At 44.0% G+C, this 26,399-nt stretch carries 23 protein-coding genes; 16 read left to right on the top strand and 7 right to left on the bottom strand.

Annotated features, from left to right (window positions below; genetic code table 11):
• Window positions 1-746: 746 nt before the first annotated feature.
• On the top strand, window positions 747-2,153 hold the full coding sequence (locus JMW61_RS07545) for a uracil-xanthine permease family protein (protein WP_201550143.1): 1,407 nt from the start codon (window positions 747-749) through the stop codon (window positions 2,151-2,153).
• A gap of 93 nt (window positions 2,154-2,246) precedes the next feature.
• On the opposite strand, the gene JMW61_RS07540 is transcribed toward JMW61_RS07545, so the two are convergent.
• Window positions 2,247-2,912 carry a TetR/AcrR family transcriptional regulator gene (locus tag JMW61_RS07540; RefSeq protein ID WP_201550142.1) on the bottom strand — a complete coding sequence of 222 codons (666 nt, stop codon included), beginning with the start codon at window positions 2,910-2,912 and terminating at the stop codon, window positions 2,247-2,249.
• Window positions 2,913-3,196: 284 nt separating this feature from the next.
• Between JMW61_RS07540 and uraD the strand changes: the two genes are divergently transcribed.
• From uraD to JMW61_RS07490, 10 genes are all read left to right on the top strand, one after another.
• Window positions 3,197-3,718 carry a 2-oxo-4-hydroxy-4-carboxy-5-ureidoimidazoline decarboxylase gene (gene uraD, locus JMW61_RS07535; protein WP_201550141.1) on the top strand — a complete coding sequence of 174 codons (522 nt, stop codon included), beginning with the start codon at window positions 3,197-3,199 and terminating at the stop codon, window positions 3,716-3,718.
• A 35-nt stretch (window positions 3,719-3,753) separates the two neighbouring features.
• Complete coding sequence (gene uraH / locus JMW61_RS07530) at window positions 3,754-4,122, top strand: hydroxyisourate hydrolase (RefSeq protein ID WP_201550140.1); 369 nt, start codon at window positions 3,754-3,756, stop codon at window positions 4,120-4,122.
• Window positions 4,123-4,293: 171 nt separating this feature from the next.
• Window positions 4,294-5,655 (top strand): urate hydroxylase PuuD, encoded by a 1,362-nt coding sequence (locus tag JMW61_RS07525; protein ID WP_201550139.1) that lies wholly within the window; start codon window positions 4,294-4,296, stop codon window positions 5,653-5,655.
• A 133-nt stretch (window positions 5,656-5,788) separates the two neighbouring features.
• On the top strand, window positions 5,789-6,769 hold the full coding sequence (gene puuE / locus JMW61_RS07520; RefSeq protein ID WP_110923188.1) for an allantoinase PuuE: 981 nt from the start codon (window positions 5,789-5,791) through the stop codon (window positions 6,767-6,769).
• A gap of 74 nt (window positions 6,770-6,843) precedes the next feature.
• The gene (locus JMW61_RS07515; protein ID WP_201550138.1) at window positions 6,844-7,680 is read left to right on the top strand and encodes a bifunctional allantoicase/(S)-ureidoglycine aminohydrolase; all 837 of its coding nucleotides are present in this window, start codon (window positions 6,844-6,846) and stop codon (window positions 7,678-7,680) included.
• A 180-nt stretch (window positions 7,681-7,860) separates the two neighbouring features.
• Window positions 7,861-8,397: an ureidoglycolate lyase gene (locus JMW61_RS07510; RefSeq protein WP_227687386.1), complete on the top strand. Its 537-nt coding sequence runs from the start codon at window positions 7,861-7,863 to the stop codon at window positions 8,395-8,397.
• Window positions 8,398-8,619: 222 nt separating this feature from the next.
• On the top strand, window positions 8,620-8,895 hold the full coding sequence (locus JMW61_RS07505; protein WP_201550137.1) for a Trp family transcriptional regulator: 276 nt from the start codon (window positions 8,620-8,622) through the stop codon (window positions 8,893-8,895).
• Between the two features lie 244 nt (window positions 8,896-9,139).
• On the top strand, window positions 9,140-10,552 hold the full coding sequence (locus JMW61_RS07500) for an anthranilate synthase component I family protein (RefSeq protein ID WP_201550136.1): 1,413 nt from the start codon (window positions 9,140-9,142) through the stop codon (window positions 10,550-10,552).
• 78 nt (window positions 10,553-10,630) lie between these two features.
• Complete coding sequence (locus JMW61_RS07495; RefSeq protein WP_201550135.1) at window positions 10,631-11,278, top strand: anthranilate synthase component II; 648 nt, start codon at window positions 10,631-10,633, stop codon at window positions 11,276-11,278.
• A gap of 429 nt (window positions 11,279-11,707) precedes the next feature.
• Window positions 11,708-12,661 (top strand): DMT family transporter, encoded by a 954-nt coding sequence (locus JMW61_RS07490; protein WP_201550134.1) that lies wholly within the window; start codon window positions 11,708-11,710, stop codon window positions 12,659-12,661.
• 115 nt (window positions 12,662-12,776) lie between these two features.
• Here JMW61_RS07490 and JMW61_RS07485 read toward each other — a convergent pair whose 3' ends face one another.
• The 4 genes from JMW61_RS07485 to JMW61_RS07470 all read right to left on the bottom strand — a co-directional run bounded on the left by JMW61_RS07485 (window position 12,777) and on the right by JMW61_RS07470 (window position 16,280).
• Entirely contained in the window at window positions 12,777-13,523 is a 747-nt protein-coding gene (locus JMW61_RS07485; RefSeq protein ID WP_110923194.1) for an amino acid ABC transporter ATP-binding protein, read from the bottom strand.
• 110 nt (window positions 13,524-13,633) lie between these two features.
• The gene (locus JMW61_RS07480; RefSeq protein ID WP_110923335.1) at window positions 13,634-14,377 is read right to left on the bottom strand and encodes an amino acid ABC transporter permease; all 744 of its coding nucleotides are present in this window, start codon (window positions 14,375-14,377) and stop codon (window positions 13,634-13,636) included.
• A gap of 14 nt (window positions 14,378-14,391) precedes the next feature.
• Window positions 14,392-15,228 (bottom strand): amino acid ABC transporter substrate-binding protein, encoded by an 837-nt coding sequence (locus tag JMW61_RS07475; RefSeq protein WP_201550133.1) that lies wholly within the window; start codon window positions 15,226-15,228, stop codon window positions 14,392-14,394.
• Window positions 15,229-15,536: 308 nt separating this feature from the next.
• A complete protein-coding gene (locus tag JMW61_RS07470; RefSeq protein ID WP_201550132.1) occupies window positions 15,537-16,280 on the bottom strand; it encodes a UTRA domain-containing protein in 744 nt (247 codons plus the stop codon).
• A 329-nt stretch (window positions 16,281-16,609) separates the two neighbouring features.
• Here JMW61_RS07470 and hutU point away from each other — a divergent pair, with 329 nt between their 5' ends.
• The 5 genes from hutU to hutI all read left to right on the top strand — a co-directional run bounded on the left by hutU (window position 16,610) and on the right by hutI (window position 24,005).
• A complete protein-coding gene (hutU, locus tag JMW61_RS07465; protein WP_201550131.1) occupies window positions 16,610-18,328 on the top strand; it encodes a urocanate hydratase in 1,719 nt (572 codons plus the stop codon).
• Window positions 18,329-18,398: 70 nt separating this feature from the next.
• On the top strand, window positions 18,399-19,763 hold the full coding sequence (locus tag JMW61_RS07460; RefSeq protein WP_201550130.1) for a YjiH family protein: 1,365 nt from the start codon (window positions 18,399-18,401) through the stop codon (window positions 19,761-19,763).
• A 221-nt stretch (window positions 19,764-19,984) separates the two neighbouring features.
• On the top strand, window positions 19,985-21,547 hold the full coding sequence (hutH, locus tag JMW61_RS07455) for a histidine ammonia-lyase (RefSeq protein ID WP_201550129.1): 1,563 nt from the start codon (window positions 19,985-19,987) through the stop codon (window positions 21,545-21,547).
• 23 nt (window positions 21,548-21,570) lie between these two features.
• Entirely contained in the window at window positions 21,571-22,617 is a 1,047-nt protein-coding gene (hutG, locus tag JMW61_RS07450; RefSeq protein ID WP_201550128.1) for a formimidoylglutamase, read from the top strand.
• 47 nt (window positions 22,618-22,664) lie between these two features.
• On the top strand, window positions 22,665-24,005 hold the full coding sequence (gene hutI, locus JMW61_RS07445; RefSeq protein ID WP_201550127.1) for an imidazolonepropionase: 1,341 nt from the start codon (window positions 22,665-22,667) through the stop codon (window positions 24,003-24,005).
• A gap of 141 nt (window positions 24,006-24,146) precedes the next feature.
• Here the strand turns inward: hutI and JMW61_RS07440 are convergent, their stop codons facing one another.
• Both JMW61_RS07440 and gdhA read right to left on the bottom strand, forming a co-directional pair.
• Complete coding sequence (locus tag JMW61_RS07440) at window positions 24,147-24,725, bottom strand: PepSY domain-containing protein (RefSeq protein WP_201550126.1); 579 nt, start codon at window positions 24,723-24,725, stop codon at window positions 24,147-24,149.
• Window positions 24,726-25,035: 310 nt separating this feature from the next.
• The gene (gene gdhA, locus JMW61_RS07435) at window positions 25,036-26,382 is read right to left on the bottom strand and encodes an NADP-specific glutamate dehydrogenase (RefSeq protein WP_201550125.1); all 1,347 of its coding nucleotides are present in this window, start codon (window positions 26,380-26,382) and stop codon (window positions 25,036-25,038) included.
• Window positions 26,383-26,399: the final 17 nt, after the last annotated feature.

Below are 26,399 nucleotides of genomic sequence, written 5' to 3'. Positions count from 1 at the left end.
ATTAGGAGTTTTAAGACTATTTATTCAAACGTTGATTGTTTTGAATAACCGATTTTATTAATGATTAACAACTGCTTTTTGCATGATAGGCATTCAGATGAATGGCCATTTTTACCATGCCAAATTTATCTCATAAATAAAAATGCTAATGATAATTGTTAGCATTTATTGAAGACAGGTATCCTAACTAAATATTAACAATTTAGCAATAAATACTATGATTAATTTCATATTTAGACAGATTTGAAGTCCTAACCTTTCATCAAAAAATTCTGATTATTTATTAATCAAATCCTTATATAACAGTGCCTCCAACGTAAAATCCATATCTACATTCTTATAATAAATAACCATTATTTTAGAAATAAACATGCTAATGTTAAAAAAATGTTGCAATAACTAACCCTTTCCCTATACCCTTAGATAGTTGACCAATTAGTCAGGTTTGTAATAATGGCTATTTGCTAGACTCATAAATAACTAATAGCTACCTACTTTTATGTATTCACATAAGAATAAGTGCGACTCTTTGTGAGATGGCTAAACAATACGACTGCTTCTCTAAACTAGAATCAATCCAGTTGGAAAGTATGACAGGGCAACCGAGTGTAGAGGTATATCGAATACTTCAAGTGAGGCTGACGCTGTAACGCATTTATAGTGCATTGATTGACACTATGTATCATCGCATTGCTTAATAATCTCCATAGAGCTGGGACTGAAAGTCACCTTAGGAGGAAGCCAAGATGAGTGAGCACACTCAAGGGAACCCCGATTTATTGTATGGACTGCATGACCGTCCTGCTCCTGCAAAAGCATTTTTAGGGGCAGTACAACACGTACTTGCCAGCTTCGTTGGTATTATTACTCCATCATTAATCATAGGCGGTGTCTTGGGTTTGGGGGAACATATCCCCTATCTCATCAGCATGTCATTGATGGTTTCAGGTATTGCAACCTTTATCCAAACACGTAAAGTTGGGCCAGTCGGTTCAGGTTTAATGGCATTACAAGGCACCAGTTTTGGCTTCTTAGCCGCCGTACTAGCAGCAGGCTTTGTGGTAAAAAACAGGGGCGGTAGTCCAGAGGAAATTCTCTCTGTCATCTTTGGGGTGTCATTTCTTGGTGCCTTTGTCGAAATTTTCTTAAGTCAGTTCATCACCAAACTCAAATCATTGATGAGTCCAATAGTTACAGGTTGTGTGATCGTGACTATCGGTCTGTCGTTGACTAAGGTTGGCTTGACAGATTTGGCAGGCGGTGTCGGTGCTGAAGACTTTGGTAGTATGCAAAACTTACTACTAGGTGGCGGTGTGTTGGTCAGTGTGGTACTGATTAGTATCGTCAATAATAAAGTCATTCGCTCAAGTGCGATATTTATCGGATTGATGCTTGGGCTGATAGCTGCTGTCTTTATGGGACGTATAGATTTTTCTTTGGTCTCTGAAGCCCCTCTATTTACGATGCCTGTACCTTTTAAGTTCGGTTTTGGTTTTGACTGGCAGGCTTTTATCCCTATCGCCTTTATGTATGTCATCACCAGTATTGAGACGTCAGGTGATTTAACAGCGACTTCGATGATCTCAGGCGAGCCAATCAAAGGCCCAGTATACGAGAAACGTATCAAAGGCGGTGTACTAGGTGATGGTGTTAACTCATTAATTGCGGCGGTATTCAACACGTTCCCAGTGACGACTTTTAGCCAGAATAATGGTGTTATTCAGATGACGGGGATTGCCAGCCGCTATATTGGTCTCTATGTTGGCGCTATCTTATTCACCATGGGCATGTTCCCTATCCTTGGCGCTATCTTTACTCAGTTACCCAAGCCGGTCGTTGGCGGTGTGACATTGCTGATGTTTGCAACGGTAGCGACTGCTGGTATTCGCATCCTATCAACGGTGAACTTCACCCATCGCAATATCTTGATTATCGCAACCTCTCTAGGTCTATCAATGGGTGTGGCTTTTGTACCTGATGTATTCGCACAAGCACCGCAACTATTCCGTAATATCTTTGGTTCAGCGGTGACCATGTCGGGTATCGTCGCCATTGCACTTGATATGATTTTACCCAAGAACTACGGTGTTGAATTTGATACAGCAGAGCAGCATTTGGATGACGGTCTAAAACCGCTTAGACAAAAAATTTAACCTGCCATAATGAAAATAACGCTAGCGCATTGATAATGGGCTAGCGTTACTTGTTTTTATAATTCGTTTTTATGAAATGGCAAGAAACAATCGTTATTCAAGACCACAGCCGCGTAAGATAAACGGCACCAAGAAATCAGCGGCACGTGTTTCGTCCTGCTGGTCATAATCAGTCTTTTCCATCAAGCCAACGATTTCTGTTTCAAATTCAGCATAGCGTTGCGTCGTTGCCCAAATCAAAATCAATAACTGTAACGGGTCGGCAATGCCAATTTTGCCTTGCTCATGCCAGACTTTCATGACCTTCGCTTTATCAATCGCCCACTCTTTCATTGTCGTCGACATAAAATTGTTCAGATGTGGTGCGCCGCCGATGACTTCAAGCGCAAACAGTTTATGTCGGTTTGGATTGGCAAAGGCTTGATGTAGTTTGGTACGAACAAATTTTTCGATGACCACTTTAGGATCACTATCAATCGTCATGGTCACTAGACCATCATTCCACTCTTGAATAATAGAGTGCAACACCATCTGATACAGATTCTTTTTATTTTTAAAATAGTAATGAATATTGGCTTTTGGCAGCTTGGCTCTATCAGCGATACTTTGCATCGTCGCACCACCAAAGCCTTGCAGCACAAACTCCTCTTCAGCTGCCGCTAAAATGACAGCCTGATTGTGCGCACGAATGCCTTGCTGGTTGTGCGGTGTCGCCGCTTCAAAGCTCTCTTGTATGTTTATGTCGGTCTCTTGGGCCATGTGAGTTATACCTGTCGTTATTATGATGAATAGATAGCAGGATTCGAGTAAGTAGCTCTATTTAATTTCTAATTTTTATGAAATATAAGCCACTTAAATAAAATATCCTGATAAAGTAGTTGACCAAATGGTCAGGTTTGAGCAGAATAGTAATATTAAACCAATTATTATTCGATAAATACTATTTCAGTATGTGATTTTGTATCTAGCAGCATGAGCGTATCACCATAAACCCAATGCCCGCCCATTCTAATCCATCACTGTTAAATGAAAAGGAGATTACTGTGAAATTATCTTTACAGCAATTTAACGAACTCTCGCCAGCTGACGCAACCTCACATCTATTGACCTGTTGTACCAGCACTCACTGGGCGCAGACATTAGTAAATAAACGTCCTTTCATCGACATGCACGCCGTGCTCGCCCATAGTGATGATGCTTGGATGCAATCTCAAACGGATGAGCAGAATCTATTAGAGGCGTTTGATGGGCATCCACAAATTGGTAATGTCGATTCGCTAAAAGCAAAGTACCGTAATACGCAAGACAGTGCAGCACATGAGCAATCAGGTGCCAATGATGCTGAAGACGATGTCATTGCAGCATTGGCACAAGGCAATCAAGATTATCTCGATAAATTTGGTTTTATCTTTATTGTATTTGCCACCGGTAAGAGCGCTCAGCAAATGCTAGATCTACTGTTAGCGCGTCTACCAAATGATCGCGATACTGAACTCGTCAATGCCGCTACCGAGCAAAATAAAATCACGCGTTTACGGTTACAGAAACTGCTGAGCGCCGCGTAAACCTTATCTGCCACACATATATAAACGGAGTTATTATGTCAGCTACTCTCTCATCACATATTTTAGACACTCATCTGGGCAAACCAGCGGCTGATGTCGCCGTGACCCTACATCGTATTAGCGATAGCGGCGATGCTGTTCTATTGGCAAATGGTATCACCAATGCCGATGGCCGCGTGGCTCCTGACAGCTGGCAGCTTGACTCAGAAATTAATGGTAGCGAATCTGATTTGAGTCATGGCCGTTATACGCTGACTTTTGATACGCAGTCTTACTTTGATGCGCAGCAGCTCACCGCATTTTATCCGCAAGTCATCATCGATTTTATGGTGCGTGATGCCAATCATTACCACATACCATTATTGCTTAGCGCACATGGTTATAGCACCTATCGTGGCTCGTGACTGTATTTAATGTCATTTGATTTGATGGCATTTGATTTGAGGTCATGACGACAAAATGATGGTGCAAGAGCACATCACAATACATCGCAGTACAACGGTATATTAAATACCAAAGCATATCGAACAAAAAAACGCTGACGACAGAACATTGTAAAAAAGGACATTTGCCACATGGGCGCTTATTATCTTGACTGGTTAAATTTATTTTTCCGCTGGTTCCACGTCATCGCTGGCGTAGCATGGATTGGGGCTTCATTTTATTTTGTTTGGTTAGATCTCAGTCTACGTAAACCACCACAGTGGAAAATGGACAAAGGTATTTCTGGTGACCTATGGGCGGTACATGGCGGTGGCTTTTATGAAATTGCCAAATATAAGCTTGAACCTGAAGAGATGCCCAAAACGCTACATTGGTTCAAATGGGAAGCCTATACCACTTGGCTGACGGGTATGGCCATGCTGTCTATCGTCTACTATGCCAATGCGACTGCCTATCTGATTGACCCAAGCAAAGTTGCCTTTGGTAGCAGTGTGGGTGCTATCTCGACCAGCTTATTGTTCTTATTCGGTAGCTACTTTATCTATGAAGTCATTGTCCGTAGTCACTTGGGCAAAAACTCACTTATCTTTAGTAGTATTATTTTTATCCTATTGATTATCGCTTGCTGGGGTTCGTACCAGTTATTCAGTGACCGCGCATCGTTCATCCATATTGGTGCCATTTTAGGTACGGTTATGGCAGGTAATGTTTTCTTTGGCATCATGCCTGCCCAACGAGCGCTAGTCGATTGTGTGAGGCGCGGAGAGAAACCGGGCAAGGAAGTAGCCGATTTGGCACTACAAGCCAAAAACCGCTCGTTGATGAATAACTATTTCACCCTGCCGCTTATTTTTATCATGATTAGCAATCACTATCCAATGATGTACGCTCATGCTCACGGTTGGTTGGTTTTAGTCTTTGTTTGTATTATCACTGCAATCGTACGTCATTACTTTAATCAAAAGCATTTGGACAATCATAAGCCGCGCTATTTGGTCATTCCTGCGGTATTAACGGTTTTATTAATTATTTGGATGCGTCCTGAGCCAATCGAACCGTTGCCTGTTGCTACTGCTGCAGTCGCTGCGGAAACAACAACAGATAGCGTACCGCCAGATAATATGCCACCAACTATTGAGAGTACAGTCGCCAGTTCTGTTGTGAGCACTGATGCCATTTCTGATGAAGCTGTCTCCAATGAAAGTGTCACTGCCGATGTCGTACCAGTTACGGCCTCTGTAACTGCTTCTGCTGATGATGCCATGATGAATGTCGTGCACACGCGCTGTAGCACTTGTCATGCAGCACAGCCTACTCAGCAGGGATTTGCCGCGCCGCCAGCAGGTATTATCTTGCAAACGCCAGCAGACATAAAAATGCACAAAGCCAAAATCATTACTGCCGTACAAACAGGCTATATGCCATTGGCCAACCTCACTCAGTTGACGGATGAAGAACGTCAGCAGATGGTTGCCTATGCGTCAGGGTTATAGATCACAGTCGATAGATAAAGATCGCATAAATCCAAAGTTACGCCTTACTTTGCTGTAGTTGCTCTGGCTTATTTAAGACATTTAAGACATTTAAGACATTTAAGACATTTAAGATATTGAGGATACATTTACAATGAGTAAAAAAATAACCAGTGATTTCAATCAAGATGCCTACCCTCGTGACCTAAAAGGCTATGGTGATAATCCGCCAAAAGCCAACTGGCCAGGCGGTGCTAAAATCGCTGTCCAATTCGTTCTCAATATTGAAGAAGGCGCAGAAAACAGCGTCATTCATGGTGATGGTCAATCAGAGCGTTTTTTATCTGACGTCTTGGGTACGCCTGAGTTTAACAATCGTCACCAATCGATTGAGTCAGCATTTGAGTATGGTAGCCGTGTCGGTGTGTGGCGAGTATTGGATACCTTTAAAGAATATGGTTTGCCTATTACCACCTTTACTTGTGCGGCGGCTGCCGAAAAAACACCACACATTATCGAGCGCGTATTAGAAGATGGACACGAAATTGCCAGTCATGGTCTACGCTGGATTACTTATCAAAATATGTACCGCGAAACCGAGCGTGAGCACGTGCGCCGCGCGACTGAAATATTCGAGAGCATGATTGGTGGTCAGCCGCTTGGTTGGTACACTGGTCGCGATAGCCCCAACACTCGTGAGCTGGTCGCCGAGCAAGGTGGCTATATTTATGACTCTGACTCTTATGCGGACGAGCTGCCATACTGGCTCAATGTCAAAGTAGAGGACGGTAACAAAATCGCACGTAAGCCGCATCTGGTCATCCCTTATACGCTAGAAACCAACGACATGCGTTTCGCTTCTAGTCCCGGATTTACCAACGCTGAACCTTTTTATCAGTATTTAAAAGACAGCTTCGACACCTTATATGAAGAAGGCGAACATACACCTAAAATGCTGACTATCGGTTTGCATTGCCGCATCATTGGCCGTGCTGGTCGTATCACTGCCCTCAAAAAGTTTTTGCAATACATCACTAGCAAGCCTGACGTGTGGGTATGCCGCCGCGATGATATTGCCAAACATTGGTATAAAAACCATCCAGCCACTGCCGACAACACGGCAAACTGGCTGTAACTCTACGTTTAGACACCAATTTATCGCGGCACACCATCATTATCGCGGCACAACATCATTAAGGAACACCAATAATGTCAAAAAAAAGCACCTATTACGCACCAACTGGCGGCTTACCTCCACAAACACAACTACTATCCGATCGCGCTATCTTCACTGAAGCTTATGCGATTATTCCCAAACGTGTACTAACCGACATTGTGATTAGCTATCTACCATTTTGGGAAGGCATGCGCATGTGGGTGATTGCACGTCCTTTAACTGGCTTTTCAGAGACCTTCTCACAATACATCGTTGAAGTAGCGCCAAACGGAGGCTCTCAGAAGCCTGAACTGGATGCCAAAGCCGAAGCCGTATTGTTTGTCGTTGAAGGTGAAATGGATATTACCATTGAAGGTGAAGCGCATCATCTGGAAGCAGGTGGCTATGCTTTCTTACCGCCGGAATGTAAATGGACGGTGAAAAACAACAGTGACAAGCACGTTAAATTTCATTGGATCCGCAAAGCCTATCAGTTTGTAGACGGTATTGATGCGCCTGAGCCTTTTGTCACCAGCGATCACGAAGTTGATGCTATTGAGATGCCGGGCACAGATGGCGTATGGGCAACCACTCGATTTACAGAGCAGTCTGATATGCGTCACGATATGCATGTGAATATCGTCACTTTCCAACCAGGTGGCGTGATTCCATTTGATGAAACGCATGTGATGGAACATGGCTTGTATGTACTAGAAGGTAAAGCCGTCTATCACTTAAACGGTGAATGGGTCGAAGTGGAGGCCGGTGATTTTATGTGGCTACGCGCATTTTGCCCACAATCTTGCTATGCCGGTGGACCGGGTCCATTTAGATACTTACTATATAAAGATGTGAATAGACATATGCCATTTATTCGCCCAGAGCGATAAGTCGTCTCTTTTTTGTATTAACCTGACTATAAATAAACAATATAGACGCATCATCGTTTATTTGAGTATGTCATTTATTCTCAAGTGGTGATTTAGGTCGCGTACTGGTTTATGATAAATTAGCTCATAGTAATTATAAACAGTGATTATACATAGTAATCACCAAAAGTAAGGCAAGTCATGAGTACTCTTATGAAGACTACGATCGTTGCAAAACCTTTAACCAAAGCTGATTTTGCGCCCTACGGCACCGTTATCGAACCCTATAACGAGGATGAGCAAACGCCTGAAAATAGCTACCATATCAATAAAGGCTATGCGTGTCGTCATCATGCCATCGCCGAAGCTAAGCTTGACGGTGGTAATGTCGGCATGAGCATCTTCCGTGCCAAAAAACGTGATTTCCCTATCTGCTTATCGGTGATGGAATACCATCCGTTTGGCACGCAAGCATTCTTTTCAATGAATGCTCAAGACTATGTCGTTGTCGTTGCTCCTGCAGGTACGCCGCCTCAATCTGCTGATGATTTGACCGTGTTTTATGCCAAATCTCATCAAGGGGTGCAGTATGACGCCAATGTTTGGCATCACCCCCTACTCGCACTGGGTCATGACTCTGACTTTTTAGTAATTGACCGTATTAATGGTGAAGGCAAAAATTGCTATGAGCTTGATATAGACGGTTGGCAGGTACAAATTGAGCTTGCCTCAGAGTAGGTTTGAACGGTGTTAATAACAGATGGTAGACAGGCCAGCTAATCACTATTAGCTGGTTTTTTACTTTGGACGAATTGAGTCTTACAGAAAATTTTAGTGAAAATAAGGAAGCATTTTATGACTTTACTTGTCTTTTACGTACTACTGTACTAGAATACTGAAACAATATTAAGGCTGACATTAGCAAGACAGCTATCTACCCTTTTATTAAGATTGAACATTATGAGTACTGACCCTTATCGCAGTTTATTAAAGCATCTAGCGGCTTGTCATGACAGCGCTGATATCGAAGTGCTGTTTAGTGCGCTATTGACCGACAAAGAACAACGCGAAATTGCCAACCGTATCCGTATTTTTGACTTGTTAGAACACAATATCACCCAACGTGAAATCTCTGAGAAACTAGGCGTCGGTATCGCTACTGTCTCGCGCGGTGCTAAAGTCATGCAAAGTCATGATGTCAGCGACCTATTAGCGACGCACAGACAAGACTCTTAATGTATTAAACAATACTCTCAACATTCTTTTTATTTTTAGCTAGGGCGTGTCATCAATTAGATAATGAGGCTTAAAATGAGAAAAATTGTAGATAAACAAGGAAGCAATTGCCGTTAATATGAATATATTGACAAAATTGCTGACGATGTTTAGCAAAATTTAGCCATTTTAAGGCCATTAAATGTATTAATGTGCTAATTGGTGACACGCCCTAATACATATTTGAACTATTTCGGACTTTGTTATGACCTCTCCTACATTACAGCATAGCCAACCTGCGGCGATTGATATCCCTAGCAAACCGCAGCGTATCAAGCTCACTCAAGATATCGATTTTTTTGCGCTATTTAAACGCATCGAAAGCACTTTTGACACCTGCTACTTGCTCGAATCCTTGGGTGAAGATAGCCATATCTCACGTCATCATGCCATTGGTTTTGACCCAGTTATGACCATCGCAGCATTAGACCGCACTACCCTTGCGATTACGGACAACAAAACGGCTGAAACTATCCATTACCAAACTGAAAACCCATATCAGCTATTACGTCAGATTACTCCTCAGCATGTCATCGCTCGCGATCAAAGCGGTGGTCTGGTCGGTTATCTAGGCTATGACAGTGTGAATTTCTTTGAGCCCAGCCTCGATGCCAAGTCTAGCGACGACTTTGAACCATTTAAGTTTGGTGTGTATTTAGATGGCTTGACGCTCGATAAGATGACGGGTGAAATTTTCTACTTCTATTACCCAACCGCGCAGCAAGAAAATCGCATCGAGCAAATCAAAGCCTTATTTGATATCGATATTCCAAGCTATGAGAAGCCTACGGTTGAGTTTTTGGGCGATGGCATGAGCCAAGAGGAACATGCCAAAGTAGTAATGAAGGTCAAAGAAGATATTGTCTCTGGGCGTATCTTTCAGTGTGAAGTAGGGTTTAAGTCTAAGTATCGTATCGCGGGTGATAAGATGCCAATCTATGAAAAACTGCGCGCCGTCAATCCTTCACCGCACATGTATTTTATGAAGTTTGCTCAGCAGTGCATCATCGGTGCCTCACCTGAGCTGCTATTTCGCTTACGTCAAGGTGAGATGGAAACTTATCCACTCGCAGGTACAGCCAAACGCGGCGTCGATGTGATAGAAGACCGTAAGCTCGCCCGCGCATTGCTCAACGATGACAAAGAAATTGCCGAACACAATATGCTAGTCGATTTACATCGTAACGATATTGGCCGTGTGGCAAGATTTGGTACCGTAAAAGTCCGTAGTTTGATGGATATCAAACGCTTTTCACACGTGCAGCATATCTCCTCTGAAATCGTCGGCATCTTACATCCCAACGAAGACATGTTTAGCGCGCTTGCCAGCAACTTCCCCGCTGGTACATTGTCTGGTGCACCAAAAGTTGAAGCCATTAAAGTCATCAATGAGCTAGAGCCCGATGGTCGCGGTGCCTATGGTGGTGCGCTTGGGTCATTCAATTTCAATGGCGACTGTATCTTTGCTATTCCTATTCGCAGCCTCTTTATCAGTGGCGAATCTGCTTATGCACAAACCTGTGGCGGCAACGTTTACGACTCCAATCCTGCCGATGAATACTTGGAAATTCAGCGCAAGCTGTCTGCGATGAAAGTAGTACTAGACAGCTTTATGTAGCGGTCATTTGTACCAGCCGTCATTCGTAAATTGACCACATTTTACCTAGCTATATTTTTATCAAAGAGTTTATGACCCATGAATGTTTTAATTATCGATAACTACGACTCGTTTACCTTTAATCTGTACCAATATATTGGTGAGATTTTACAAACCATGGATGGCGATGAAGAAGCAAACGTCATCGTTAAACGCAACAATGAAATTACGCTGGCTGATGTGCAAGCGATGAATCTTGATCGCATCATTATCTCACCAGGCCCTGGTGCACCTGATGACCCTGCCTACTTCGGTATTTGTGCTGAGGTCATCGAAGTGATGGGCAAAACGACACCGTTACTGGGTGTTTGCTTAGGTATGCAAGGCATTGCTCATGTGTTTGGTGGTGATGTGATACGTGCCAATGTACCGATGCATGGCAAGGTGTCATCAATTAGCCATGATGGTTCAGGTGTCTATCAAGGCCTGCCGCAAGAGATCGAAATCATGCGCTATCACTCATTAATGGTAAAAGCAGATACGTTACCAGACTGCTTGACCGTCACTGCCGTCGTGACTAACGATGCCCATGTTGAGCATAGCTTGGCGGAGTCAGCGTTAGCAGGTGATGAAATTATGGGACTGGCGCACAAAGACTATCCCATTCAAGGCGTACAATTTCATCCAGAATCTTTTGCTACCGAAGGTGCCAAGCGCTTGCTTAGCAACTTTTTGATGCAGGTATAAATCCGTCATATTAGAGCGATTATATTTATATCGATGGCATTTCTGAGCGACTCTATAATATTTTCATGATAGACTAAAAAAAACAAAAGACAGCCTTCAATCGGGTTGTCTTTTCTTATTTCAGTATTGCATTACGTCAGACCATTCACAAAATTTGAGCAGTAAAGAAAACGAGTTCAAGCGCTATTTTTGGTAATGCCTGAATATAATAGTGCCTGAATAAGTTGACACAGCTAACTGTATTTTTTGAGTTTGGTATATCGTCAGCACGCAATATCGATATAAGAAGACTTTGTTAGCTATACATTGGTATGGTTAACGAAGTTGCTGCTGTAGCAGTTTTATAGTGATCAGATTGTAGTTACCCAAGAGGCTTGGACAGCCTATAACTTGTAAACATTGCGACACTCAAATAAAAAAGAGAACGATATGGCAGACACTGATAGCGCAATGTCGGCGCGGCAGTCATGGATAGGCACCATTCAAATCATTACGGCAGCAGTCTGTTGGGGCACCTTGGGGATATTCTCAACCTACATCAACCAAATGGGTTTTAGCGGTTGGCAAATTACGATTTTACGTATCGTGACCGCCGCTTTTCTAATCCTAGTCATGCTACCAAAATTATGGCCGCATCTGATTAAGCTCAAACCCAAGCAATGGCTCGGACTGGCGCTCCAGTCTTTGATAGGCGTGCTTGGTATGTCGGTCTGCTATTTCTTTGCTGTGATCTACGTCGGTGCTGGGCCAGCCGTCGCCTTGCTCTATACTGCGCCAGTTTTTAGCTTGCTGTTTTCAGCCTTTTTGCTCAATGAGTCTATCACTCGCCAATCAGCATTATTGGCACTCATGGCGGTATTTGGTGTCGGCTTGACGATGCTAGGCGAGCAAGCACAAGTCAATTGGGGTATTTTATTGGGCTTGTCAGCAGGCGTGTGCTACTCCTTATATGGCGTACTCGGCAAGCGTGCTATGCATTATGCTCACCCTGCTCCATTGGTATTTTTCACGTCTATCATCATCAGTGCAGGTGTGCTGCTGCTATTACCAGAGACTTATAATACTTATGAGCAACTATTTAGTCTGCCTCTGCTGACTTGGGGTTATGTCTTAGGGCTGTCTTTACTAGGAACCGTGGTGCCTTTTGGTTTGTACATGAAAGCGTTAGAGAAGCTCCCTGCCAGTCGCGCTTCAGTGTTTACGATTTTTGAGCCTCTGACAGCCATTGCCCTTGCCATACTATTACTACATCAATCACTGTCTTTGATTCAGTATGTGGGTGTGGTGCTTATTTTACTAGCAGCTTTGTTTAATGCTGTGCTAAATGGTACTGCCACTCGTGTGCCACGTTGGTTAAGGTTAAAGAAACGAAAAAAAGTTTAAACGCTCTGTGTAATTATTTAACATCACCTGCTATCTACGGTTATAAAAAAAGCCCCAACCATGACATCGTGATTGGGGCTTTTTTCGCTTAGAACGTCAGTTGATTGTCATAACGCTATGACTTCTCGATACGCTGTAAAAATGCCTGCGTACGTGGATGCACTGACAATTCAAACATCTGCTCAGGGCTACCTTCTTCGACCACATGACCATCTTCAATTAATACCACATGATCTGCGACATCACGAGCAAAATTGATTTCGTGGGTCACAACAACCATCGTCCAACCTTCAGAGGCCAGTTGCTTCATAGTGCCTAATACATCTTGAACCAGTTCCGGATCAAGCGCAGAGGTCGGCTCATCAAACAACAGTAATGACGGCTCGATAGCAAGTGCACGAGCAATACCGATACGCTGCTGCTGACCACCAGATAGCTGAAACGGATACAGATCCGCTTTATCTGACAGACCAACCTTCTCCAGTAGTGCCAATGCCTGCGTACGGGCTTGTGCTTTGGTCTGACCCTGTACTACTGTAGGCCCAAGCATTAGGTTCTCAATAGCTGTCTTATGTGGAAACAAGTTATAAGACTGAAATACCATGCCTGACTTACGCTGTAGGGCTAGCAACGTTTTCTTTTTAGGCTTAGTAGCAAAGTCTACTGTCAAGCTACCATCGTCAAAAGCAATGACACCTTGATCGGGAATTTCTAGCGCATTGAGACAACGCAAAAACGTCGTCTTACCTGACCCTGATGGCCCTAATATCACCACCACTTTACCTTTATTGATAGTCAAGTCGATGCCTTTGAGCACCTGATTGCCACCAAAGGCTTTATGAATATTAGTGACTTTGATCATAAAAATTCCTGTTGTACTGGTCTCTATTGCGACTGGTTATTCTTGAGTGCTCGTATAACTGATAGCTATGAAGCTAGTGACTATATGGCTAAAAATTATCCAACCATCACTTATTTTGCCACGTAACGATCTAGCCTAGTTTCAAGCTTGCCTTGAATAAAGGTCAAGAACAGACAAATACCCCAATAAATAATCGCCGCCTCAGTATAAACCAGCATAAACTCATAGTTACGTGCTGTGATAATCTGAGCTTGTTTGAATAGCTCAGTCACCAATACAAGTGAGGCCAAAGAGGTGTCTTTTACCAAACTAATAAAAGTATTGGATAACGGTGGTACTGACACCCGAAGCGCTTGCGGCAAAATGACATGACGGAAGGTCTGTAGATACGTCAAACCAACCGTCGAGCCTGCTTCCCACTGCCCTTTTGGAATCGACAAAATAGAGGCACGCACCGTCTCCGATGCATAAGCGCCAATATTGAGCGAAAACGCAATAATCGCTGAAGGAAAGGGATCGAGCTTTATACCAATACTTGGCAAACCATAGAAAATAATAAATAGCTGCACCAGCATCGGTGTACCGCGAATCGCCGACACATACACGCGCGCAAGCCGATAGATTACCTCATGGAACCAACTGGCACGCGGTACGATACGAATTAATGCCACCGTCAATGCAATGGCCATACCAATCGCAAATGAGATCAATGCTAGCGGTATCGAATAATAGATACCGCCTTTGAGCATCGGCCAAAATGATGAGATGACAATCTGCGCTCGATCAGGACTCATGAATGGCAATACTGCCAATAAGTCCGCGAACCATGATGCTGACATTACAGAAGCTGGCATGATAAAACCTGACATTATTTTTGTTGACTTATATCAGCACCAAAGAACTCTTCGCTAAGCTTGGTGAGCGTGCCATCTGCGGTCAATTCTGCCATCGCGTCATTTAGTTTTGCTACGACTGCATCATCGCCTTTAATCAATACTAAACCTGAACCACGCATCTCGCTAGCAGGAGCCGTCAGTTTGATCTCAAGATCTGCATCTGGGAATTTTTTGAGATAGTCCAATACGGCCAAGTTGTCATTCATTGTAAAGTCAGCACGGTCTTGCTTAACCAATTGAATTGCTTGCGCCATACCATCGACAGGAACGATTTCTGCCTCATAACGTTCTGCTAGCTCACCATAGTTACTGCTGAGTGATTGGGCGGTACGCAAACCCTTTAAGTTATCCCATGAGCTATAACGAGTTTCGTTAGTCGGTGCCAATACTACTGCACCTGACCAGCTATAAGGACTGGCTTTGTCATACTTAGCAAGACGTTCAGGCGTGGTCAAACTGACTTGGTTGGCAACCATATCGAAACGTCCTGAATCCAAACCTGCCAACATCGCGTCCCATTGGGTTTCTTTGAATTCAACGTCTACGCCTAGTTTGTCCGCAACGGCACGTGTCACTTCAACATCATAACCTGTCAGTTTGCCACTCTCATCATGATACGTGAACGGAGGATAAGTACCCTCTGTACCGACGTTGATGGTGCCGCCATTATTGATACGCTGTAGCAAATCAGATCCACCAGTCGCAGCGCTGTCAGTCGCAGTAGTATCGGCATCATTAGTAGTAGACTGACCACAAGCGGTAAGGAACATAGTGCTGGCGGCAAGGGCTAAAAGAGTACGACGTTTCATAAGACGTCCTTATAAGAGTGAATGAATAAAGTGAAAACACATACAACCAATAAATAGGGAAAAGCCGATATAAGAGACCAGTACAATGACTGCCCTGCAATATTCGGCTTTGGCTGCTCGATTTGAGGTTATTTAGCCTATTTTTCAATACTGTTTCTGGTTTATTTTTGAATTTTTAACGACTGTTCAATTATTATAGCGCATTCAGTCAATGAAAATTGCTGCTCATTAAATAGCAGCTTACAAACATAGTATCTCAATTTAGACATAAAAACGTACAAAATCCGTGAGCATGCGAAAGGTAACACCTACAAATCACCCGAAAACTGGTAGCGATCGCCAGCATGCCACATTTTGACAAAGGTGACGACTTGACCAGCCGAATAGGTTTGGCGACACAATACAAGCGTTGGTGACTGCGGTGTAACTTGTAGAAAGTTAGCAATCTCATCAGGTGCAGCCAGTGCTCGGATGGTATAACTACCCCGCTCCAGTGGGCTTTTAGCGATTAGATAATCACTGGTATTGACCACACTAAAATCTTGCTCAATGAACGCTGGTACTTTATTCGCATCCACCCAGCGCTCTTCGAATTGTATCGGCTGACCATCCGCAAAGTGAATGATTTTTACTTCATATAGCACAGAGGCTTCACTACCATCCTTGCCAAGACTGCCATCAACCTTATTAATACCAAAATCACGCCGTAGTTCATCATCGAGCATGTCGGCCGTAATAACACGCTTACTCACGACCTCTGCTCGGTAGTCGCGATTGGCCGACTTCAAGTCTTGCGCGATATTGCGCACTTCAACAAACGTATGGTTGAACTGCTGCTGCGCCACAAACGTGCCCGACCCTTGCCGACGCTCTAACACCCGCTCCTCGCTCAGCTCTTTTAGCGCACGGTTGACCGTCATTCGTGACACGCCAAACTCTTCAGCCAGTGCCATTTCTGTCGAAATCGCATTACCTGCTTGCCATTTACCAGAGTGAATATTGTCTAATATGGCATTTTTTATTCGTTGATACGCCGGAACTGTCTTTGTCATATCCGCCTTTAACCGTCAGTTTTGCTAATAGGAATGACCACATAATATCACGAGACCATCGCGCAAGCCTTAGTCAAAATGTCTGAGCGTTTAGTCTCGATCGAGTGAATAACAAAAATAATGCGTCCATAAATAAAAAATCCTTGCATGAAAAAAGTATCTTTGATAATTTGTATATACAACTTTACAGCGGTGCTAGAAAATTTGTTTTATCGATTCGATATTTCTATGAATTTAGATGAATGCTTAGTAGATAAATACCTAGACTGACTGTAAGACACTTACTTTAATGACTTTATCGCCCTATTCGCTATCACAAGGATATGATCATGACTACTGACAATGGAACCAACAAAGAGACTAAGCTGACTCGCCGAGATGAGAGCCGTAATATTGCTGCGCCTACTGGTAGCAAGCTGCATTGCAAAAGCTGGCTGACCGAAGCCCCTTATCGCATGCTGCAAAACAATCTGCATCCTGATGTGGCAGAAAACCCAAAAAGCCTAGTTGTTTATGGTGGTATCGGACGCGCAGCCCGCAATTGGGAAAGCTATGATCAAATCTTAGAATCACTAAAAGAGTTAGAAGATGATGAGACGTTGCTAGTACAGTCTGGCAAACCAGTAGGCGTGTTTCAAACACATGAAAACGCACCACGCGTGTTGATTGCTAATTCGAACCTTGTACCGCGCTGGGCAACGTGGGAGCACTTCAATGAGCTAGATCGTAAAGACTTAATGATGTATGGTCAGATGACTGCCGGTAGCTGGATTTATATCGGCACCCAAGGCATCGTCCAAGGGACCTATGAGACTTTCGTTGAAGCAGGTCGTCAGCATTATGACGGTAGCTGGGCAGGCCGTTGGATTCTGACCGCTGGTCTTGGCGGTATGGGCGGCGCGCAGCCATTAGCTGCGACCTTTGCTGGTGCAACCTCACTGAACATTGAGTGTCAGCAGTCTAGTATAGATTTCCGTTTGCGCACGGGTTATGTCGACAAGCAAGCAGATAATCTTGACCACGCTTATGAGTTAATCAAACAACATACGGACGCTGGTGAAGCTATCTCTATCGCCCTACTTGGCAATGCCGCAGACATCTTACCTGAAATGGTCAAGCGTGCTAATGCGGGCGGTATGAAGCCTGACTTAGTCACCGATCAAACCTCAGCACATGACTTGATCAATGGCTATCTACCAAGCGGTTGGACGGTAGAGGAATGGAAAGCCGCCCAAGAAGATCCAGAGCAACACACAGCACTGACTAAAGCAGCCGCTCAATCTTGTGCAGTACATGTACAAGCGATTTTAGACTTGCAAGCGATGGAAATTCCAGCCACTGATTACGGTAATAATATCCGTCAGGTTGCCTTTGATGAAGGGGTCAAAGATGCCTTTAACTTCCCAGGTTTTGTCCCTGCTTATATTCGTCCACTATTTTGCCAAGGTAAAGGCCCATTCCGCTGGGTAGCGTTATCAGGTGATCCAGAAGATATCTATAAGACTGATCAAAAAATCAAAGAGCTATTCCCTGAAAACAAACATATCCATCGCTGGTTAGATATGGCAAAGGAACGTATTCAATTCCAAGGCTTGCCTGCTCGTATCTGCTGGTTGGGGCTTGGTGAGCGTGACAAAGCAGGTTTGGCATTTAATGAAATGGTCAAAAACGGTGAACTAAAAGGCCCGATCGTTATTGGCCGTGATCATTTAGATACGGGTTCTGTTGCCAGTCCAAACCGCGAAACTGAAAGCATGAAAGATGGTTCAGACGCAGTATCTGACTGGGCATTATTAAACGGCATGCTCAATGTGGCAGGTGGTGCCACTTGGGTATCACTACATCATGGTGGCGGCGTTGGCATGGGCTACTCACAGCACTCAGGCATGGTCATCGTCGCGGATGGTACTGACGCCGCAGCCAAACGCTTATCGCGTGTATTAGTCAATGACTGCGGCTCAGGGGTTATGCGTCACGCCGATGCAGGTTATGAGTTAGCAATCAAAACAGCGAAAGATTATGGATTGAATCTGCCAATGGTCAAATAGTTTGTCCCTTGTCCTTATGAGCGATGAATTGGCGTAAGGACATTATCGGCGTTTTATCAAGGAGGATAATATGATTGAGCAAAATACAACATCTGATCTGCACGATGAAAATCCAACGACATCGTCCCAAAAACTGCTATCCACCCCTATTGCTTTAATACAGCTTATCGTATTCAGTGCCATCGGTTTGGTGATGTTCTTCGTACCATTTACCATTGGTGAAAAAAGCACGATTTTGTTCGATCATGGCGCAACCTATCTGGTCACTCAGCAGCACACCTTGTCCGTGACGCTATTGTTTTTACTCATGCTCTATGGCGTGAGTAAGCCATTTATCGATGGCTCATGGCGTAAAAATATCACCCATATGATTATGACTGCTTTTAAAATCATGGGTCTGATACTAGCAGTGATGTATGTGGCTGACGTAGCGCCGCGCTTTATGATGGAAAAAGACATGCTGCCGTTTCTATTTGAAAAACTGGCCTTACCAGTCGGTATGATTGTACCGATTGGGGCATTGATATTGGCATTCTTGGTTGGTTTTGGCTTACTAGAAATGGTTGGTGTGCTCATGCAGCCGATTATGAAACCTATTTGGAAAACCCCAGGTTCATCAGCGATTGATGCTGTGGCTTCCTTTGTCGGTAGCTACTCCATTGGTTTGCTCATCACCAATCGTGTGTATTTACAAAAGCAATATTCAGCGCGTGAAGCCATTATCATTGCGACTGGGTTTTCAACCGTGTCAGCGGCATTCATGGTGATTGTTGCCAAAACACTTGGTCTGATGGAGTTTTGGAATGTGTTCTTTTGGTCTACGCTAGTAATTACCTTTATTGTCACTGCGATTACCGCTCGTATTCCGCCTATCAGCCTCTTTGATGATAGCGTTGAACGTCCAGCTTTAGACCATAAACGTGGTACACGGCTAGCAGCTGCGTTTGATTTAGGCTTATCCACTTCGCGCCGTGCCACTGACCTCAAACAAATCTTATGGTCTAACTTTCGCGACGGTCTAACGATGGCCGCCGCTATCGTGCCGTCTATCATCGCTGTCGGCTTAACAGGATTACTATTAGCAAAATATACGCCCGTGTTCGATGCGTTGGGCTTGCTTCTTTATCCCTTTACATGGCTTGGCGGCCTACCAGAACCGCTTGTCGCTGCCAAAGGAATGTCAGCGGGATTGGCTGAGATGTTCTTGCCAGCATTACTACTAAGTGAGGCAGATATTCTGACACGCTATGTGGCAGGGGTAATTTCCATTAGCAGTGTGCTGTTCTTTTCAGCCATGATTCCGTGTGTGCTTGCGACCGAGATTCCTGTTTCTGTTGGCAAAATGGTCATCATTTGGTTCGAGCGCGTGGTACTCAGTATTTTATTGGCTGCGGCATTCGGACAACTGGCTATGTATTTCAACTGGATTGGCTAAAAAATTCAAACCCGATAATAGCTATTGCGTTGACTAAAAAACACTTCAACAATTTAATTTTAATAAAGACACGAAACAAAAATAATATAACCCATATAGTCGATTCAATTTAAAAGTAGTACAAGGTAACCGAGTGTATATGTGATACTTCAAGCGAGGTTAACGCTGTAATACTTTTATAGTGGAATGACTATATGACTTACCACACTAGGATGACCCCTATGAACGATATCAAACAACTAACCCTACATCCTCGCCAACTTAGCTTCGCGATGCTACGTGACATCTACGAGCAACCTATCATATTGACACTACCTGAGAGCGCTTATAAGGCCATCGATGCCTCGCATGAAGATGTACGAACCATCATTGCGCGAGATAAAAGCGCTTATGGCATCAATACTGGTTTTGGCCTATTGGCAAAGACACGTATCAGTGACGACCAACTTGAGCTACTTCAGCGCAACCTAATTGTTTCTCACTCAGTGGGCACTGGTGAAGCTTTACCAGACAGCGTCGTGCGACTGACTATGGTGATGAAAGTCGCCAGTTTGGCGCAAGGTGTCTCTGGTGTACGTCGCGAGGTAGTAGATAGTCTACTTGCCTTAATCAACAATCAAATCACACCCAATATCCCAGCCAAAGGTTCAGTTGGCGCATCTGGTGACTTAGCGCCATTATCACATATGACGCTTGCGATGATGGGTGAAGGTGATGTGTTTGTTGGCGGTAAAAAAGTGCCTGCAGCAGACGCGCTAGCCCAGCATGGGCTTGAGCCTATTACTCTTGCAGCCAAAGAAGGCCTTGCACTGATCAACGGTACGCAAGTCTCAACTGCGTTGGCATTACGTGGTTATTTCTTAGCGCGTGATTTGCTTGAGACTGCGACCATTGTCGGCTCCATGTCGATTGATGCGGCAAAAGGCTCGGACTCACCATTTGATGCCCGTATTCACGAAGTACGTGGTCATCATGGTCAAATCGAAATCGCCAAAGCACACCGTCAACTCATCAAAGGCAGTGCTATCCGTGCCTCACATGACGGCGAGCAAGACGATAGAGTGCAAGACCCTTACTGCCTACGCTGTCAGCCACAGGTCATGGGTGCCTGTCTTGATATCATCAACCAAGCAGGGAAAACTCTGCTAATAGAATCCAATGCCGTAACTGACAATCCACTTATCTTTAATAACGAAGATGGCCCTGTCGCTATCTCAGGTGGTAACTTCCATGCTGAGCCTGTGGCTTTTGCCGCGGATATTTTAGCCTTGGCAATCGCTGAGATTGGCTCGATGTCTGAGCGCCGTGTCGCTTTACTAATTGATGCCACTTTATCAGGTGGTCTGCCGCCATTCTTGGTCGATAATGCTGGGGTCAACTCAGGCTTTATGATTGCGCATGTGACTGCCGCAGCGCTGGCCTCAGAAAACAAATCTATCGCCCATCCAGGCAGTGTCGATAGTATCCCGACCTCTGCTAATCAAGAAGACCATGTGTCTATGGCCACCTATTGCGCACGACGCCTATACGAGATGGCACAAAACACTGCCACTATCATCGGTATTGAGTTATTGGCTGCTGGTCAAGGGATTGATTTTCATCGCGGATTAAACACCTCAGAGCCTTTGACAGTCGCGCATCAAAAACTACGTGAGCAAGTGACTTTCTATGACAAAGATCGCTACCTCGCCCCAGATATCGAAGCAGCCAAGCAATTGGTATTAGACGGTACGCTTGCTGAACATTGGCAAGAACTACGCAGCGATTGGTACGAGTCTAAATAAAGATCAATAAGCGGAGAGCAGTGATGACAATAGCGAGAACAGCAACAACGACTACCACACGCATTATCCATACACCTGCTGATATGACCCAGTGGACAGGACGTGCAGAGCCATTTGAGACTGCGCGCGCCCGCTATTGGTATCAGCTTGCTCAGCCTTATGAGGCTCAACATATTGGGCTAATTGGTTTTGCCTGTGATCAAGGCGTCAGACGCAATCAAGGCCGCGTAGGTGCTAGAGCTGCTCCGCCATTGATTCGTCGAGCTTTTGCTACGCTGCCAGTCATCGCTGATTTACAACAACGTTTTGATGGTCAATTATCAACCTTATTGGGTGATGCTGGTGACATTCATTGTCACGACAATGATGATTTTGCCGACAGTTCTCTTGAGCAAGCGCAGATCAAATATGCCGATGCAGTGAGTACTATTATTAAGCAAAGCGGATTACCCATCGGGCTTGGTGGCGGTCATGCCATTGCTTATGGTAGCTTTTTAGGATTATGGCAGGCATTAGAAAATACAAGCGCAGCAAATGCCACGACTACTATCGGAATTATTAATTTTGATGCTCATCTTGATATTCGTCAGTCTGATGTAGCGACCTCTGGTACGCCGTTTCGCCAAATTGCCGAACATTTAACAGCACATAATCAGCCTTTTCACTATTGCTGTATCGGCGTCAGTCGCTTTTCTAATACGGCAGCGCTCTTTGATCGTGCTGAGCAATTGGGCGTACAGGTTATCAGTGATGAAGACTGTCATTATCAGCCTTGGGATACACTTGCTGAGCAAGTTAAAAGCTTTATAGATCAGGTCGATATCGTGTATTTGACCATCGATATGGATTGCTTACCATCTAGTGTCGTTCCGGGTGTAAGCGCACCTGCCGCCTTTGGTATTGAGCTGGGTTTCGTTGAGCGTATGGTCAAAACCATCATGGCATCAGGCAAAGTAAAAATGGCAGACATTGCTGAGATTAATCCTACCTTTGATGTTGATAGTCGTAGCTGTAAAGTCGCTGCTCGCTTACTGGCCACTATTGTAGAGCAGCACTTACTTAGCGCTTAGATCTTGCCAACAAAGATCATCGACTTCACAAAAATCAGGAGCATATTATGAATGAATCAAAGAACTCCGTACTGAAAAACCATACAGAACAGACGCTCGACAAATCTACTATGACATCATTTGACCACGTCATTATTAACGCCAATATCGCCACCTTTTCAGCGCAGTATGGTTTTGGTATTGAGATAAGTGATGATGAAAATGAGCATACTGATAGCATCCCATACGGTCAGTTAGAGAACGCGGCTATCGGTATTAAAAACGGTAAAATTGCTTGGGTTGGCACACACGATCAAATCACTGATCATCTGCCTAAATATCAAGCTAGCCAAATCACAGATGTAGATGGAAAATGGATAACCCCAGGACTTATCGATTGTCATACCCATATCGTTTATGGTGGCAACCGTAGCAATGAGTTCGAAGCACGTTTGCAAGGTGTCAGTTATCAAGACATTGCAGCACAAGGTGGTGGTATTGTCGCGACTGTCAGTGCTACCCGCACCGCCAGTATTGAATCGCTATTTGCACAAAGCGAAAAACGTCTACTCGCGCTTATGAAAGAAGGCGTTACCAGTATCGAAATCAAGTCTGGCTATGGCTTGGACTTAGACACTGAGCGCAAAATGCTCACGGTCGCTCGTCAACTGGGAGAAAAATACGACATTCATGTGAGCACCACTTATCTAGCAGCGCATGCCCTACCCACTGAGTACAAAGATCATGCGGACGACTATATTGAGCAAGTTTGCGAGTGGCTGCCAATTCTGCATTCAGAAGGCTTAGTCGATGCAGTCGACGGTTTCTGTGAAAACATCGCCTTTAGCACAGAGCAAATCAGACGAATGTTTGAGGTGGCTCGCTCTTTAGATTTACCAGTCAAACTGCACTCTGAGCAGCTGTCTGATATCGGCGGAAGTGCTTTGGTCGCTGAATATAAAGGGCTATCGAGCGACCATCTAGAGCATTTGTCAGAAGAAGATATCAAAAAAATGGCGGCTAGCAATACCGTTGCCGTGATATTGCCAGGGGCATTTTATACACTACGTGACACTAAGTTGCCACCGATTGATGCACTGCGTAAACATCAAGTTCCCATGGCGATTTCAACTGATTGTAACCCTGGCACCTCACCGTTAACGTCGCTGTTGTTGACGATGAATATGGGCTGTACGCTATTTTACCTGACACCTGAAGAAGTACTAGCAGGCTCGACCGTCTATGCAGCTCAAGCTTTAGGATTACCTAATAAGGGGAAAATCGAAGTAGGCTGTGATGCTGATTTAGCGCTATGGGATATCGCCCGCCCTGCTGATTTGGCTTACCAGATGGGGTTAAATCCTATCCAAGGCATTATGGTTCAAGGTAAGTGGCGCAAGACAATGTAATCAACCTACCTTGCAATCAACCTACCTTTATTTATCGCCATTAAAAAAGCCACTAGCAGACATGTTCAGCTAATGGCTTTGGTTTAGTCTGTTTGAACATTGCTATTAAAGTTAATATTAACATTGCTATTAACATTGCTACTAGCGCTTATATTTGTTGGCAAACGTCTCACCTGTATTGGCATCAATGTTGATACCGACGATCTCATCACCTTTTAGTAAATCCACTTTATAATATAAAGGATGATCACTGTAATCACGATCTGCTTCAAACTCGACTTCTAATGTCATACCGCCTATTTTCTTCTCAGCGATACCTATCGCACTCATGACATTTACTTTCACACGACGCTGTACGTTGTAATCGTTAATATCATCACGATCTAACCGTTCAGTATTAGTGCTGACAACTTCCCCCGTAATAGCATCAACGATCACTTCATAGCTATCGCTAGCCGTGCTAAATTCTATTGCGTATACACCGTTTTCTGCACCATCGTCCTCATCATAATCAGCGCTGATGAGCATACCTGATGCATGCTTGGTTGCGATAGTAATCGCTTGTTTTAAGCCAACCTTGTTACCTTTTGCTGCTTTTACTTCGGTAGATAGATTTGTTTGAGCGGCTATGACAGTCGTGCTCATGACACCTGCGGTTAGTGCGACTGCTAGGCCTGCCCCTAAAGTGGTCAACTGCATCTTTTTAGACAGCTTTCCCATGATATTATCTCCTTCACTGATGACTTACTTTTTTAGCCAACTGCTTACTTTTCATTATTAATAGACGTTGGTTTCGTTATTCGTAGATACATGTTAGCGAGGTTTTCTACTCGCTGTAGGATGAAAAAGTATCAAAGTGTAATTACTTTGTTTAGACAATCAATCTAAATACATCACCTATAGAAACGTTTACTCTCGATTAATACTTGCTATTATTTCGACAAAAAAATACTGCGTTTGTCTCAAAAGGACAAACGCAGTATTGGTTATTGCAATGATCAGATGAGGCTATGAGTTATATAGTATAGCCTTAGTTCAAAATACCAAAAGCGACCAACGCATCAGCCACACGTTTGAAACCAACCATATTGGCACCAGCCATATAATCGACATAACCATTGTCAGTTTGACCATATTGTTCTGAAGCGTTCGCAGCACTGTCGTGGATATCTTTCATAATACCTTTTAGACGCTCATCAACTTGCTCAAAGGTTTGATATTGACGTACAGAGTTTTGCGACATCTCAAGCGCAGACACTGCAACCCCGCCAGCATTGGCAGCTTTACCAGGTGCATAATGAACACGGTGCAAACGGATATGATCAATCGCTTCAGCAGTGAGCGGCATATTAGCGCCTTCAACCACGTACTTCACACCATTTTCGACGAACAGTTTGGCGTCAGCTTCATTGACTTCGTTTTGAGTGGCGCATGGAATCGCAATATCAGCCTTAAACTTCCATGGTTTTTGTTTAGCAAGCCACTCTCCACCATAGACTTCAACATACTCTGCCAATGGCTTATTTTGCTGTTTTTGTTTTTTGAGCCAATCGATTTTTTCTTGATTGAGGCCTTTTTCATCATGCAACGTCCCTTGTGAATCAGAGACCGTTATTGCCATACCACCAAGTGCATTCACTTTTTCGGCAGCATGTAATGAGACATTACCTGCCCCTGATATAAGTACCTTTTTACCTTTGAGCGTGTCATTTTGGGCGAGAAGCATATTTTCTAAGAAATATACCGCACCATAGCCAGTCGCTTCGGTACGCATCAAGCTACCACCGAAGCCCACGCCTTTTCCAGTAATAACCCCTGTTGATTCACGCGTTAAATTCTTATACATCGCAAACATATAACTGACTTCTCGACCACCGACGCCGATGTCGCCAGCAGGCACATCCATGTCTTTGCTCACATAATGATGTAACTCACGCATAAAGGCGTAGCAAAAACGGCGAATCTCACTATCTGTTTTGCCTTTAGGGTCAAAATCTGACCCGCCTTTACCGCCACCAATAGGCAAGCCAGTTAGCGCATTTTTAAAAATTTGCTCAAAGCCTAAGAACTTTAATACGGACTGATTGACCGTAGGATGAAATCTCAGACCACCTTTATAAGGGCCCAAAGCATTACAGAACTGCACACGCCAGCCACGATTGACTTGCACATCGCCTTTATCATCTTCCCAATTGACACGAAAACCAAATACCCGATCAGGCTCCACCAAACGCTCAAATACTTTCAATGCACTATATTCAGGATGGGCATCATATAAAGGTTGAATCGTAATCGCCACTTCTTTTACTGCTTGAATAAACTCTGGCTGATGCGCATAACGTGCTTCGATTTTTTCGATGGCCTGACTGATACTCATATTTTTTCCTTAGGGTA

This window comes from Psychrobacter fjordensis, assembly GCF_904845995.1.
Lineage (GTDB): Bacteria > Pseudomonadota > Gammaproteobacteria > Pseudomonadales > Moraxellaceae > Psychrobacter > Psychrobacter fjordensis.
The sequence above is the reverse complement of the archived record's forward strand: the minus strand, read 5'-3'. Positions and strand labels throughout refer to the sequence as shown.

Bases quoted from the DNA above. Each gene is read 5' to 3' on its own strand.
- JMW61_RS07545 (WP_201550143.1), top strand. From the start codon at position 747: ATGAGTGAGCACACTCAAGGGAACCCCGATTTATTGTATGGACTGCAT.
- JMW61_RS07540 (WP_201550142.1), bottom strand. From the start codon at position 2,912: ATGGCCCAAGAGACCGACATAAACATACAAGAGAGCTTTGAAGCGGCG.
- uraH (WP_201550140.1), top strand. From the start codon at position 3,754: ATGTCAGCTACTCTCTCATCACATATTTTAGACACTCATCTGGGCAAA.
- JMW61_RS07525 (WP_201550139.1), top strand. From the start codon at position 4,294: ATGGGCGCTTATTATCTTGACTGGTTAAATTTATTTTTCCGCTGGTTC.
- puuE (WP_110923188.1), top strand. From the start codon at position 5,789: ATGAGTAAAAAAATAACCAGTGATTTCAATCAAGATGCCTACCCTCGT.
- JMW61_RS07515 (WP_201550138.1), top strand. From the start codon at position 6,844: ATGTCAAAAAAAAGCACCTATTACGCACCAACTGGCGGCTTACCTCCA.
- JMW61_RS07510 (WP_227687386.1), top strand. From the start codon at position 7,861: ATGAGTACTCTTATGAAGACTACGATCGTTGCAAAACCTTTAACCAAA.
- JMW61_RS07505 (WP_201550137.1), top strand. From the start codon at position 8,620: ATGAGTACTGACCCTTATCGCAGTTTATTAAAGCATCTAGCGGCTTGT.
- JMW61_RS07500 (WP_201550136.1), top strand. From the start codon at position 9,140: ATGACCTCTCCTACATTACAGCATAGCCAACCTGCGGCGATTGATATC.
- JMW61_RS07495 (WP_201550135.1), top strand. From the start codon at position 10,631: ATGAATGTTTTAATTATCGATAACTACGACTCGTTTACCTTTAATCTG.
- JMW61_RS07490 (WP_201550134.1), top strand. From the start codon at position 11,708: ATGGCAGACACTGATAGCGCAATGTCGGCGCGGCAGTCATGGATAGGC.
- JMW61_RS07485 (WP_110923194.1), bottom strand. From the start codon at position 13,523: ATGATCAAAGTCACTAATATTCATAAAGCCTTTGGTGGCAATCAGGTG.
- JMW61_RS07480 (WP_110923335.1), bottom strand. From the start codon at position 14,377: ATGCCAGCTTCTGTAATGTCAGCATCATGGTTCGCGGACTTATTGGCA.
- JMW61_RS07475 (WP_201550133.1), bottom strand. From the start codon at position 15,228: ATGAAACGTCGTACTCTTTTAGCCCTTGCCGCCAGCACTATGTTCCTT.
- JMW61_RS07470 (WP_201550132.1), bottom strand. From the start codon at position 16,280: ATGACAAAGACAGTTCCGGCGTATCAACGAATAAAAAATGCCATATTA.
- hutU (WP_201550131.1), top strand. From the start codon at position 16,610: ATGACTACTGACAATGGAACCAACAAAGAGACTAAGCTGACTCGCCGA.
- JMW61_RS07460 (WP_201550130.1), top strand. From the start codon at position 18,399: ATGATTGAGCAAAATACAACATCTGATCTGCACGATGAAAATCCAACG.
- hutH (WP_201550129.1), top strand. From the start codon at position 19,985: ATGAACGATATCAAACAACTAACCCTACATCCTCGCCAACTTAGCTTC.
- hutG (WP_201550128.1), top strand. From the start codon at position 21,571: ATGACAATAGCGAGAACAGCAACAACGACTACCACACGCATTATCCAT.
- hutI (WP_201550127.1), top strand. From the start codon at position 22,665: ATGAATGAATCAAAGAACTCCGTACTGAAAAACCATACAGAACAGACG.
- JMW61_RS07440 (WP_201550126.1), bottom strand. From the start codon at position 24,725: ATGGGAAAGCTGTCTAAAAAGATGCAGTTGACCACTTTAGGGGCAGGC.
- gdhA (WP_201550125.1), bottom strand. From the start codon at position 26,382: ATGAGTATCAGTCAGGCCATCGAAAAAATCGAAGCACGTTATGCGCAT.